The 13,232-nt window shown below is 71.6% G+C and carries 9 protein-coding genes; 5 read left to right on the top strand and 4 right to left on the bottom strand.

The genetic code is table 11. The annotated features are described in order from the left end of the window. Positions 1-67 precede the first annotated feature (67 nt). Both SM611_RS02250 and SM611_RS02245 read left to right on the top strand, forming a co-directional pair. Complete coding sequence (locus SM611_RS02250) at positions 68-1,243, top strand: S8 family serine peptidase (protein ID WP_371947075.1); 1,176 nt, start codon at positions 68-70, stop codon at positions 1,241-1,243. A gap of 62 nt (positions 1,244-1,305) precedes the next feature. After that, positions 1,306-2,286, top strand: a complete 981-nt coding sequence (locus SM611_RS02245; protein ID WP_371947074.1) for a YbaB/EbfC family nucleoid-associated protein — start codon at positions 1,306-1,308, stop codon at positions 2,284-2,286. Between the two features lie 77 nt (positions 2,287-2,363). Here the strand turns inward: SM611_RS02245 and SM611_RS02240 are convergent, their stop codons facing one another. From SM611_RS02240 to eccCa, 4 genes are read right to left on the bottom strand one after another with little or no spacing between them, the layout of a single operon-like run. After that, entirely contained in the window at positions 2,364-3,332 is a 969-nt protein-coding gene (locus SM611_RS02240; RefSeq protein ID WP_371947073.1) for a hypothetical protein, read from the bottom strand. Positions 3,333-3,360: 28 nt separating this feature from the next. After that, positions 3,361-4,566 (bottom strand): hypothetical protein, encoded by a 1,206-nt coding sequence (locus SM611_RS02235; protein ID WP_371947072.1) that lies wholly within the window; start codon positions 4,564-4,566, stop codon positions 3,361-3,363. A gap of 1 nt (position 4,567) precedes the next feature. After that, on the bottom strand, positions 4,568-4,873 hold the full coding sequence (locus SM611_RS02230; RefSeq protein ID WP_371947071.1) for a hypothetical protein: 306 nt from the start codon (positions 4,871-4,873) through the stop codon (positions 4,568-4,570). A gap of 37 nt (positions 4,874-4,910) precedes the next feature. Then, a complete protein-coding gene (gene eccCa, locus SM611_RS02225) occupies positions 4,911-8,888 on the bottom strand; it encodes a type VII secretion protein EccCa (protein WP_371947070.1) in 3,978 nt (1,325 codons plus the stop codon). Between the two features lie 350 nt (positions 8,889-9,238). On the opposite strand from eccCa, the gene SM611_RS02220 reads away from it, so the two are divergent. The 3 genes from SM611_RS02220 (at position 9,239) to eccB (ending at position 13,064) form a co-directional block, all read left to right on the top strand. Then, positions 9,239-10,033 (top strand): hypothetical protein, encoded by a 795-nt coding sequence (locus tag SM611_RS02220; protein ID WP_371947069.1) that lies wholly within the window; start codon positions 9,239-9,241, stop codon positions 10,031-10,033. A 214-nt stretch (positions 10,034-10,247) separates the two neighbouring features. Further along, positions 10,248-11,645, top strand: coding sequence for a type VII secretion integral membrane protein EccD (eccD, locus tag SM611_RS02215; protein ID WP_371947068.1), 1,398 nt, complete (start codon positions 10,248-10,250; stop codon positions 11,643-11,645). A gap of 9 nt (positions 11,646-11,654) precedes the next feature. Beyond that, entirely contained in the window at positions 11,655-13,064 is a 1,410-nt protein-coding gene (eccB, locus tag SM611_RS02210; protein WP_371947067.1) for a type VII secretion protein EccB, read from the top strand. Positions 13,065-13,232 lie beyond the last annotated feature (168 nt).

The raw sequence follows: 13,232 nt of genomic DNA, 5'->3' as shown, positions 1-13,232 counted from the left end.
CGGTCCCGGCGCATCCCGGTAAGGTGCATGGTGCTCATGCCGCGATTCGGGCTCTGGAGGAACGGTGGTGCGGCGTTCGTCGACACTCGCTCTCGCGTCGGTCATCGCGCTGGGCGCCGTCTTCGCCCCTCCGCTCCAGGAGGCGCCGGCGAGGGCCGCCGCGAAGGCGCCCGCCAAGGCCGCGCCCTGCGAGCAGGAACTGGTCTACGGCAGCCCCGCGAAGGAGCTGCCCAAGCAGCTCTGGCCGCAGGAGCGGCTGAACTTCACCGACGTGTGGGAGCACACCCGCGGCAAGGGCGTGCGCGTCGCCGTCGTCGACAGCGGCGTGGACACCAGCCACCCGCAGCTAAGGGGCCACGTCAGGGCCTACGACGTGACGAAGAGCGGCCTCACGGACTGCGTCGGCCACGGCACCGCGGTGGCCGGGGTCATCGGCGCCGCCGACATGCGCGACCGGGGCATCCCGTTCGTCGGCGTCGCCCCCGAGGCCGAGATCATCTCGGTCAAGATGGCCGTGAAGGCCAGCGGCAACCAGTCCGGATGGGCCGCGCAGGCGATCAGGAAGGCGGTCGACCTCGGCGCGAAGGTCATCAACATCTCATCCCAGTCGCCCGACCTGCCCGACCTGCGGCAGGCCGTGCACTACGCTCAGCAGCGCGACGTGGTGATCGTCTCGGTGGCGGGCAACCTCACCGACCAGACCCGGCAGACCCCGCAGAAGGCGTACCCGGCGAGCTACCCCGGCGTCATCTCGGTCGGCGCCCTCTCCAAGGACGGCACACTCGCCAACTTCTCCAACACGGTCACACCCGTCACCGTGACCGCGCCGGGCCAGTCCGTCGTGAGCACCTGGCCGCGCGACTCCTACAAGCTCGACGACGGCACGAGCCTCGCGGCCCCCTATGTCGCGGGCACCGCCGCGCTCATCCGCGCCTTCAACCCGACGCTGAACTACCAGCAGGTCAAGCAGCGCATCGAAACCACCGCCGACGGCGCCCAGGCCCAGGGCACCGGCTCCGGCGTCGTCAACCCGCTCCGCGCCGTCACGACCGTCGGCACGGGCGGCGGCGGTGCGAGCGCCGCCCCCGCGGCGGGCGTCCAGCGGGTGTCCATCGACCAGCCGGTCCCCGAGGACCGGTTCGGCCGCACCATGGCCTTGGCGATCGCCGCGCTGGCCCTGGCCCTAGCCGCCATCGTCGGCGTGACGGCCGTCGTGGTCCCCGCCGCCCGCCGCCGCCCCTGACGTCCCGGCCCCTGACCACCAGCCAGCACGACCCCCTCAGCGGGAGATAACGGAGAGCGCCGATGCCGGACTTCGGAGCCGATGACGCCCTCGACCCGGAGCTGATGTTCCGCGACGCGCGCGCCCAGTTCGACCAGGTCGCCGAGCTGCAGCGCCGGCTGGCCGAGCTGAAGGGCCGCGCGGAGTCTTCCGACGGCAGGGTCAAGGCCGTCTACGACCAGGACCGGGGGCTCGCCGACCTCCAGCTCGACCCGCGCGCGCTGCGGATGAACGCCGCGGAGCTGCAGGAGACCATCCTGACCGTCTCCTACGAGGCCAAGCGCGATCTCGAACGGCAGGTCAAGGAGGTCACCGAGGAGTCGTTCGCCCAGCAGGACTTCAGCCCCGCCGACCTGAAGGACCTCGTCGAGGACCCGCAGGGCATCACCCAGACGCTGGGCGACATGGGGAAGATCTTCCAGGGCGCCACCAAGGAGGTCGAGGGGATGCTCGACCAGGTCCGGCGGGCCATGCAGGGCATGGCGGGCGGTCCGGCGCCCGCCGGCCCGCAGTCCGGTGCTTCGCAGGGAGGCGGCGCGCACTCGGGTGGCGCGCACTCGGGTGGCGCGTATCCGGGTGGCGCGTATTCGGGTGGACGTCCGGCGAGCACGCCGAACCCGAACCCGAGCCCCGCTCCGCCCCCGCCGCCCGGCCCGCCCCCGCCGCCCAGCTGGGCGCCCGGCGGGCAGGCCCCGAGCGGTCCTCCGTCGGCGCCCGGCTGGACGCCGGGCGGGCATGTGCAGGGCGGCCCGCCCGCGCCCAGCTGGTCGCCGGGCGGGCAGGCCCCGAGCGGTCCCCCCGCGCCCAGCTGGTCGCCGGGCGGTCACGTGGAGGGCGGTGCCGCGTCCGCGCCCGAGTGGACGCCGGGCGGTCACGTGCAGGGCGCTCCCCCCGCGCCGGGCTGGTCGCCGGGCGGTCACATCGAGGGCGGCGGCCCGGGGCCTCGCGCGACGCCGGATGACCGGGACGACGAGGACCCGTACGAGGGCCCGCGGTACCGCTGACTCGTCAAACGGCGAGGTGGCGCCCGCACCGAGCCGGGCACCACCTCGCCGTTACGCGAGGGCCGTCAGGACGCCGCTCAGGGCGTCTCCGGGTGCGTCTTGTCGACGTATTCGTTGCCGTACTGGCGCTGCGGGTACATGCTGCCGAGCCCGATCGGGGCGCCGGCTCCCCACTCCTGCTGGTCCTCGGGCTTCCAGGGGCTGGTGAAACCCACCTCGGGGATGCCCTTGATGCCGACCAGCGGCGCGATGAACGGACGCATGTCGCGGGGAAGGGACCGGGTCGGCACGGTCCAGCCGAAGAGGTTCTGGCCGCCCATCCGCCCCTTCATCAGGCCCGCGTTGATGGACTGGTCGAGCTTGCCAAGGGCGCCCGCGACGATGTCGTCCACGGAGTGGAAGAGCCCTTCGCCGATGTCGCCGAGCGCGCGCCATCCGCCGCCGTCCGCCACGTTGCCGACGGCGGCGAGGCCGGAGAACCCGCCGACCACGGCCGCCGCCACCTTCATGATCTGTTCGTAGACGTTGCTGACGTTCTTCAGCACCTGGTAGCAGCGGCCGGCGTGGATGTTGGCCTGCGCCTGCGCGGCCGCGAAGCCGGTGCCCATGGTGCTGGCGGCCACATAGATGAGGTAGACGGCCAGCGCGAACAGGATGGCGGCGACGATGCACATCAGCGTGATGAAGATCATGAGCATGGCCATGACCCCGTACATCGACATGCTGATCGCCGCCGCGTGCATGCTCGAGTACATGCAGCGCCGCTCGTAGGGGTCGAGCTTCTCGTTGTAGGCCTCGCGGTCGCCGCCCGTCCAGTCCTCCGGGGTGGGCTCGTTGCGCAGCTGCTGGCTGGCGGTGCCGGCCTCGCCGAGTTTTTCGTTGACCTTCCACCAGTCCATCGCGGCGTGGAAGACCTGGTCGGGGTCGCCCTGCCCCTCGTAGATCACCGAGACCGCGGGCCACGCGTTCGGGATCAGCAGGGCGGACGCGGACGAGCTGAAGTAAGCGATCTGGGCTGCGGTCTTGAAGTACAGGATTCCACACATGACGGCCCCCTCGGTGGTGACGGACTGGTCAGACTTGGCGGGTGATGCGCACCGCGATCGGCAGCGCGAGCGCCAGCGGGCGGAGCGGTTCCGGGCATCCCGGCGCGAACTCCAGCCACATGCGGCTGTTGTCGGCGCCGCTCTTGGTCCGCAGCGACGCGGCCTCGCGGCCGGTCGCGTCGGTGAGGACATAGCGGCCGCCGTCCTGCCGGACGGTGCCGAGCGGCGTGCCGTCGGCCGAGCGCAGCGACATCCGCCCCCGCCCGCCGAGTTCGCCGAGGCGGTTCCCGTCCGCGTCGAGGACGGTCATCCGCTCCCCGCCGAGCGTCCGGGACGACCTGTTGAGGACGAGCACGGTGCGCGCGTGGGGGTCGCGCAGGACGATGCTCCTGCGCTTCTTGTTGGGGTTGACGGCGAAGAAGCTCGCTCCCTGCGTCGACTTCCTCTCCAGGGTTCCGCAGGCTTGGGCGAGAAGGGCGCCTCCGCGTTCGTTGCGGTAGCGACCTTCGCCGTCCACGAGAACACGGTCGGCGTCGAAGAGGGCGCGCGGCGGCGGCCCCGGCACCTCCTGGCCCCGCTCGTCCAGGACGCGCCAGGCGCCGCCGAGGATCTCGGTCGTCGCGGCGCGCACCTCCTCCAGCCAGCCGGCGGGAAGCGACCGGTCCCGCAGCAGCGTGGCCGCCGACTCCTCCGGGGCCCGCCGGCCGACCTTGGTGACGGCGTCGACGCCCGGCGCCGCCGCGGGGTCGTACCAGGTCGTCCAGACCGGGTCGCTGATCGGCCAGGTGAGCCCGACCGCGCGCACCGCGCCGGACGGGATCGTCGCCTCGCCGTCCCGGCGGCGCAGCGCGATGCCGTCCCCGCTGATGGTGACGATCAGGCGACCCCGGTGCACGGCGAGTGCCCAGACGGCGCCGGCCAGGCCGACCAGCAGCCCGCCGCCGCCGTAGAAGACGAGGGTCCCGGCGACCGCGCCGGACTCCCACGCCTCCTCGTTCGGCAAGGTGCTCGCGCAGAGGGCCAGGCCGACCACCGGGCCGGCCACCGCCAGTGCGAACGGCCACCGGTAGGCGCGCGGCCCCAGCGTGAGCCGGAGTTCCGATGCGCCCTTCGCGCCGGGCGTCCGCCGGGGGACGCCCGCCCGGCCCGCCCATCGCCTGCGCCACCAGACCCGGGCCGCCACCGCGCAGGCGACGGCGGCGGCCAGGGTGGCGAGCGCCGCGAACTGCGGCACCTCAGGCCTTCATCGTGCTCGCCGCCTCCGCGGCGTCACGGCACTTGGCGACCACGTGGAGCTTCTGCCGGAACTCGCCGAGCTCCTGGGCCTTGGTCTTGAGGTCCTGGTCCGCCCACTCGGTGGCGATGGCGTGCGCGGTCGCCAGCTCGAAGCCGTACATGGTGAAGGCGCCCGTGCTGACCTCGCGCGGAGCCCCGTTCAAGGCATAGCGGGCTTCCTTGAGCAGGTCACCGCATTTCGCCTCATGCTTGTCCGCGAGGGCACGGATGGTGTCGGTCCGGTGCTGGAAGTCGTCCTGTCCCAAGCCGGGCGCTCCTTCTGGTCGTCATGCCGTCGATGCGTCAGTGGACGGGGTCGTCGCGGTAGGCGGTCTGGATCAGTCGGGTGCCGGTGCGGCGGTCGATGTGGTACCCGCGGCCCGGCGGGAGCTTGTGGGGCTTGATGTTGCCGAGCAGGATGCCCTCGTCCTTGTTGCCGGACATGAGCAGGCCCGGGGACGCCATCTCCTTGATGCGGGTGATGGCCGGGTCGAACATGCCGCGTCCGGCGCCGCCCATGGCGCGGGCGAGGATGATGTGCAGGCCGATATCGCGGGCCTGCGGCAGCAGTTCCACGAGGGGCCGCAGCGGGTTGTCGGACGTGGCGACCATCTCGTAGTCGTCGATGATGAGGAACAGGTCGGCGCCCGTCCACCAGGAGCGGGAGCGGAGCTGGTCGGGCGTCAGGTCCGCCGGTGGGAGCCGCTGCATCATCGCGCCGCGGACGTCGTTGACCAGCGAGGTCGCCGCCGGTGCGGACGCGCCGAAGCCGATCTGGTGCTCGGTGTTGGCGACGTCCAGCAGCGAGCGGCCGTAGTCGATGAAGATGATGCGGGCCTGCTCGGGCGTGTAGCGGCTGGTGATGCCGGTCGCGATGTGCCGCAGCAGGTTCGACTTGCCGCACTCGGCGTCCCCGAGCATCAGGAAGTGCGGATCCTGGGTGAAGTCGAGGTAGACGGGGGAGAGGGACTCCTCGTCGATGCCGATCGGGATGCGCATCCCGGTCTCGGACGGGGTCGGCAGCTGCGACACGGGCAGGACGTCCGGGAGCATCCGGACCTGCGGGGCGCGCGGCCCGGTCCACGACTCGTTGACCGCCTGCACCATCTTCAGGACGCCGTCGTTCAGCGACTCGTCGGCGGCGCCGCCGTCGATCCGCGGGACGGCGGTGAGGAAGTGGTACCCGTCGCGGGACAGGCCGCGGCCGGGACGTCCCTCGGGGACGTTGTCGGCGAGCTTGCGGTCGATCTCCGACTCGTACGGGTCGCCGAGCCGCAGCTCCAGCTTGGTCCCGAACAGGTCGCGGACGTTGCTGCGGAACTCGGTCCACTTGTTGGACGAGGCGATGACGTGGATCCCGTACCCCAGGCCGCGCGCGGCGAGCTGGGTGATGGTGTCCTGCATGGCCTCGTAGTCCTGGCGGAGGGTGAGCCAGTTGTCGACGACGAGGAACACGTCGCCGTAGCCGTCGCCGGGGTGCTCGCCGGAGGCGCGCATCCGCCGGTAGGTGGCGATGCCGTCGATGCCGCGCTCGGCGAACTCCCGCTCCCGCTGCTCCAGCAGGCCGCTGACCTCGGCGACCGTCCGGCGGACGCGGTCGGCGTCCAGGCGGGTGGCGATGCCGCCGACGTGCGGCAGCTCGCCCAGCGATGCGAGCGCGCCGCCACCGAAGTCGAGGCAGTAGAACTGCACCTCGGCGGGGGTGTGGGTGAGCGCGAGGGACGCGATCAGCGTCCGGATCGTGGTCGACTTGCCGCTCTGCGGGCCGCCCGCGATGCCGACGTGCCCGGCGCCGCCGGACAGCTCCAGCCAGTACGGGTCGCGGCGCTGGTGGAACGGCTTGTCCACGATGCCGGCCATGGCGTACAGCTTCCCGCGGCCCTCCCAGCCGGCCGTCGTGAGCCCGTACTCGCGGGTCACCTGCAGCGGCGGGAGCATCTCGTTCAGCGCGGGCGGGTCGTCCAGCGGCGGCAGCCAGATCTGGTGCGCCTTCCCGCCGTGGCCGGCGAGCTGCCGGACCACCACGTCGAACAGCGCGTCCTTGTTCTTGTTCTCCGCCGGCTCGGGCTGCTGCTCGGACGGCTGCTCGATGACCTGCGGCTGCATGTACCCCGGCAGGTACGGGACGACCCGGGCGGCGACCTGCCCGGTCTGCTGGCCGCTGCTCTGCTTGTTCGGCTGCTCGTCGACGGGACCCGACACGTACGCCGCCTTGAACCGCACCATCGGCTCGGTCGCGAACTTCAGGTACCCGTTACCGGGCGCGGGGGGCAGCTCGTAGGCGTCGGGGACGCCGAGGACGACGCGGGACTCCATCGCGGAGAACGTCCGCAGGCCGATCCGGTAGGACAGGTGGGTGTCCAGGCCGCGCAGCTTGCCCTCCTCCAGGCGCTGCGAGGCGAGGAGCAGGTGCACGCCGAGCGACCGTCCGAGGCGTCCGATCATGACGAACAGCTCGGCGAAGTCGGGCTTGGCGGACAGCAACTCGGAGAACTCGTCCAGGACGAGGAACAGCGTCGGCATCGGCGGCAGGTCGGCGCCGTCCAGCCGGGCCTTCTCGTAGTCGCGCAGCGAGGCGTAGTTGCCCATCGACCGGAGGTACTCCTGCCGCCGCACCATCTCGCCGTGCAGCGCGTCGTACATGCGGTCGACGAGGGGGAGCTCGTCCTCCAGGTTGGTGATGATGGCGGAGACGTGCTCCAGGCCGTCCATCCCGAGGAATGTCGCGCCGCCCTTGAAGTCGACGAGGACGAAGTTGAGGATGTCGGGCGCGTGCGTCATGGCGAGGCCCAGCACCAGCGTGCGCAGCAGCTCCGACTTGCCGGAACCGGTCGCGCCGATGCACAGGCCGTGCGGCCCCATGCCGCCCTGCGCCGACTCCTTGATGTCGAGTTCGATCGGACGGCCGTCCGAATCCAGCCCGATCGGCACCCGGAACCGGTTGCGCTGCGCGCGCGGCCGCCACACCCGCGCCGGGTCGACCTCGTACGGATTGTCGACGCCGAGGAGGGACGTCAGCGTCATGTTGCCCGACAGGACGTCCTCCTCCTCGGTGGTGTCGCTGGCGCTGCTGCGGAACGGCGACAGCTGCCGGGCGAGGCTCTCCGCCTGCGGGATGCTCACCCTGTCGGGGGCGCCGATGGAGGACGGGACGTCCTTGCCGGTCCGGTCCTTCTTCAGCATGTGGACCTTGCCGGGGGCGACGTTCAGCCGCAGCGTGCCGCCCTCGGTGGTGTGGCCGACGGTCTGCCCGAGGTCGATGACGCAGACGCCCTCGATGCCGTCGGCGGCGAGCTGCGAGTCGTAGGACGCCATGCCGCCGTCCACGATGACCACGTGCAGCGGCAGCTCACCGGACGGGCGCCCCGCCACGAACCGGGACCGGTCCTTGACCTCCGGGCCGAGCAGCACCTCCAGCTCCGACATCGTCGGCGCGATCCGGCGGACCTGCCCGGCGGCGTCGTGCTCGGTGGGGTGCAGCGCGTGCGGCAGCCACTTCGTCCAGTCCCAGTGCGGGAGCTGCTCCTGGGACGTGCAGATGCTGACCTGGAGGTCGTCGGGGGAGTGGAAGGCCGCGACCTGCATGATCATGGCGCGGACCATGGCCCGGCCCGCCTCCACGTCACCGGACAGGAAGATCCGCGAGAACGACCGCAGGTTGATCGCGACGGGCAGCGCGGGGACGGTCGAGTGCGTCCGGACGAAGCGCCGCAGGGCGCCCGCGCTCATCGGCTCCAGGTCCTCGACGGGCTTGGTCTCCGGCGCGATCAGCTGGACTGCGAGCCGCTGCGGCCCGGCGCCGACCCGCACCTGGCCGAAGTCGCCGTCCTCGGGGCGCCGCTCCCACAGCCGGGAGCTCATCGCGATCGACCACAGCCGCGTCGGGTCCGGGTTGTACCACTCCAGCGCCTCGCGCTGCTGGGAGGCGGCCTTGCGCACCTTCGACCGGACCTGCCCGAGGTAGCGCAGGTAGTCGCGCCGCTCGCTGTTCAGCTTGGACTTGCGCTCGCCGGACTTCTGGCCGACCTGGCTGAACATCATGCCGAACATCGACAGGCCCATCATCCCGCCCGCGACCATCTGCAGCGGGTTGGAGTTGGGGTTCAGGAACATGAACGCCATCGCGCCCGACCCCGCCGCCATCGGCAGGTACGTCAGCACGCTGCGGAACCCGTCGTTGCTGATCTCCGGCAGTTCGGGCGGCGATTCCAGCAGGACCTCGCCCCGTGGCATCTCCGGCGGCTTCCGGCGTTCCTTGCGCCGCACCAGTACCGTGCTCACTGGACCGGGCTCCCCTCTGGCCGTCAGTCGTCGCAGCCCGACATCATACGGATAAAGCGCTCCCCGCGGCTTTCCGGACAGCAGGCTATGGCGAATCGGACGGTCGGCGCGGTGCCTCGGCCGCGAGAGACGCCCATCTTCCATCCGAATGCAATCTGAGGGAATTCGGAGACCACGATGTTCGGACCGGACGGACTCGACCTCGGGGACCCGCTGCGCCAGTCCCAGCAGATGATGGACGAGCTGCACCGCAAGCTCGGCCTCCGCGACACCGGCGAATGACCGCACTCGCCTTCGCGGTGGCCGCGACGCCGACACGGCAGGACTCGTTGAACCTGTCCGGCGGTCGCGTGGCCCTGCTCATCGTCGCGCTGCTCGTCCTGGTGGGAATCCTCGTCGCGGGCACGCTGGCCTTCACCGGTCACTGGCGCTCGTGGTACACGGGCAGTTGGGAGGCGAACTACAAGCCCCTCGCCGCACCGTGGTTCGCGGGCACCCTCCTGCTGGTGGCCGCACTGGTGGGGTTCGATCTCCTGCTCGATCCGGCACCGCCTCTGCTGACGGTGCTGGGGGTGGTGCTCGCCATGGTCGGGATCGTCATCACCGCCGTCTACGCCATCCACCCGCCGCGCCGCATGCTCCCGAGGTGGATCCGGGCCATTGACGACGAACCCCTCGGCCCTGAAGCCCGCGCCCAGCCGGCTGTGGACGACGTCGTGTCGAGGTGGACGTCGAGATGGGGACGGAACTCTCTGCGAAAATGGCTCTTGGCCGCGTTCCTGTGCGTGGCACTGCCAGTGGCCCTCTTCTACATGGGACGTCCCCTGTGGTGGTACGCGACCGGCGCGGCGACCACGGCGACGGTGGAGGACTGCGGCCCTGAACGGGGGAGCAGAAACACCGTCTGCCGGGGGGACTGGACGCTCCCGGACGGGACCACGGGTCATGGCAAGATCGCAGGTGCCGGCGAAGGCGACGCCGGCAAGACCGTAGAGGTACGCGTGTCCGAGACGCATGCCGCGACCTTCACGTTCCGGCTCATCCTCCCTCCCGCGATCATCGTGCTCCTCTTCGCGGGCGGCGGGTACCTCTTCCACCGGGACCGGGCCGCCAGAAGGAAGCGGACGGCCGCCGCCTCGCCCTGACCCTCAGCGCTCCGGCTGCGTCTCGCGGTCGCCCGTTCCACATCGTGACGGGACGATCGGCGGGAGGCGTTCGCTGCTGCGGGACGGATGATGCTGATACCGTCCTCGACGGTGGAACGACCCCGTAGGCGCGCGATGTAACAATTATCGCGGTTATGGTTTCGCCGGTGTCCGGACGCTCCCCAGGAGCCATGCTTACAGGTGAGGAAGAACAGTGGCTTCAGTCACCGGGGCGGAGCTGTGCAGGGTCACTGTGGTGGCCCCGAAGCGCCGCATCGATATCTCGCTTCCCGCGCACGTGCCGTTCGCCCAGTTCTTCCCGGCGATCCTGCATTACTCCGGCGCGCAGATGGCCGATGCCGGTCTCGCGCACGGCGGATGGGTCCTGCAGCGGCTGGACGAGGCGCCGTTCGACGGGGGGATGACGCCGGCGCAGGCGGGGCTCCGCGACGGTGAGGTCCTCTATCTGCGGCCCGGCATGTCCCAGCTGCCCGAGCTGGCGTTCGACGACGTCGCGGACGTGGTGGCGACCGCGATCAACGACCGGCGCGACCGCTGGCGGCCCGAGTGGACGCGGCAGTTCTCCCTGTCGGTCGGCGGCGGCGCCTCCGCGGTCGCGGCCGCCGTGGTGCTGCTCGCCGGGCCGTCCTGGATCGTCCCGGCCGCCGCGGCCGGCGTCATCTGCCTGCTGTACGTCGCCGCGGCGGTGTCGGTATCGCGCGCCGCGAACGACGAGCGCGCGGGCACCGTGCTCGGCTTCGCCGCGCTGCCGCACGCGTTCCTCGCGGGCCTGCTCGCCCCCGCACGCGACACCGCGTTCTCCGGCCTGGACGCGCTCAACGCGCTGGCCGGCTTCGGCACCCTGGTGCTGGCCGCGGTGATCCTCGTCGTGGGCGTCACCGGCGGCGCGTCGGTCTTCTGGGGAATGGTCGTCGGCGGGCTGCTCGGCGCGGTCGGCTCGCTCGTCGCGCTGCTGTTCGAGGACCTGTCCGCGGGCGGGATCGCGGCGGTCACGGTCGTGGTCGCGATGATGCTCACCCCGCTCACCCCGACGCTGGCCTTCCGTTTCTCCAAGGTGACACTTCCGCCGGTGCCGCAGAGCGCCGAGGACCTGCGCCGCGACACGATCATGGTGGACGGGCAGCAGGTGCTGACCCGCACCGGCCGCGCCAACCGCTTCATCACCGGGTTCACCGCCGGGCTCGGTGTCATCGCGTTCATCGGGCTCGTCCCGTCCGCGTTCGACGACGGCTGGCTCGGCCCGACCACGGCCGGGGTCATCTCGGTCCTGCTGCTGCTGCGGTCGCGGCTGTTCCGCAGCCGGGCGCAGCGGCTGAACCTGCTGGTGCCCGGGATGCTCGGCATCGGCGCGCTGGTGGTCGCCCGGGCCTGGGACGCCTCGCCGGCGGCTCTCGCGGGCGGCGCGCTGCTCCCGCTGGTCGCCGTGACGGCCACCGTGGTGGGCGTCGGGCTCTGGCTGCCCGGCCACCGGCCGTCGCCGTTCTGGAGCCGCGCCGGGGACATCCTGGAGATGTTCATGCTGATCGCGCTGATCCCGCTGGCCCTCGGAGAGTGCGGTCTGTTCGCGTACATGCGCGGGCTCGCCGGTTAGGAGTCCCGCGTGCAGACTCGCAAGGACCTGCTGCAGGCCCACCGCCTGATGAGCCAGCGCGCGTCGCTGGCGCTCATCTCCGGTGAGCCGGACAACCCCGAACTGCCGATGCGGCGGATGAACATCGCCGCGTTCAGCGGCATCATGATCGGCATCCTGTGCATGGCGGGGTTCGGCATCTACGGCATCATCCGGCCGGGCGGCGCCACGGGCCTGGAGAAGGCCGGGATGCTCATCGTCGAGAAGGAGACCGGCGCCCGCTACGTGTGGTGCGAGAACGGCAAGCTCTGCCCCGTCAGCAACTACGTGTCGGCGCGCCTGGTCGCCGGCACCGACGCCAAGAGCCGCCGGACCGTGTCGAGCTCGTCCCTCAAGGAGTTCGAGCGCGGCCCCGCCATCGGCATCCCGGGCGCGCCGAACACGCTCCCCGACGCGGGCGACCTGACGAAGGCGCCGTGGGCCGTCTGCGTGCGGACGGTCGAGGGGACCTCGCTCGGCCGCAGGTCGCTCGTCACGCTCACCGCCGGGCGCAAGGTCGGCGGCACACCGCTGGCGGACGGCCAGGCGATCGCCGTGAAGGCGGACGGGCAGAACTGGCTGCTGTGGCGCAACGCGCGGATGCGGATGCCCCAGTACGCGCTGACCACGCTCGGCGCGACGCCCGTCCAGATCGCCGGGAAGTGGCTGAACTCCGTCACCCAGGGCCCGGACTTCGCCGCGCCGAAGATCCAGGGCGTGGGGCAGTCCGCGCAGGGGCCGGCCGGCAACGCGCGGGTCGGGCAGGTCTTCAACCTGAGCACCGCGTCCGGCGTCTCCTCCTCGTTCGTGCTGCTCGCGGACGGGCTCGCGCCCATCACCCCGATCCAGCGGGACCTGCTGGTCGCCGACCCGGAGATCCGGAAGGCGTACGGCTCGGGCGGCGTCCAGGCCATCGACATCAACGCGGGCCAGGTCAACGCCGTCCCGCGGTCCGCGCAGCAGATCCGGGACCAGAAACTTGAGGGGAAGGCCCCGCAGATCGTCCCCTTCACCGGGACGAGTCCGCTGTGCGCCCTCTACGCCGACCCGAGCGGCAACGAGGACGCCACCCTGACCCTGAACGGCTCGCTCCCCGCGCCTCCGGAGACGGCGAGCGCGAGCGGCGCCGACCAGCTCGCCTTCCCGCCGGGCAGCGCCGCGCTGGCGGGGCGGGTGCCGAGCCCCGGGCAGGCCGACCAGGTCAACACCTACTACCTCGTCGCCGAGGGCAAGCGGTTCCCGATCAAGGACAACGAGACGGCGGAGAAGCTCGGCTACTCGCTGCCCGGGGACGCGTCCAAGGTGCCGGCCGGGGTGCTCGACCTGATCGTCCAGGGCCCGGTGCTCGATCCGGCGGCGGTTTCCTCGACCCAGACCACGAATGCCCAGGCAGGGAACTGAACGGCCGGTGATTTCACATTCAATGAAACCGGAATGGGCGCTAATGCGTCTGTGACTGAGGAAGAACGGATGGACACCCGGCGAGGATGATCCTATGGTAGGAGGCACTCTGCGGTGCGACCCCCCGCCTTCATGGGCCACAGGGTTGGAAAGCGCTGCCGAAACGGG

Source organism: Actinomadura monticuli, assembly GCF_041463655.1.
GTDB lineage: Bacteria > Actinomycetota > Actinomycetes > Streptosporangiales > Streptosporangiaceae > Spirillospora > Spirillospora monticuli.
This window is presented reverse-complemented; position numbering and strand designations above follow the sequence as displayed.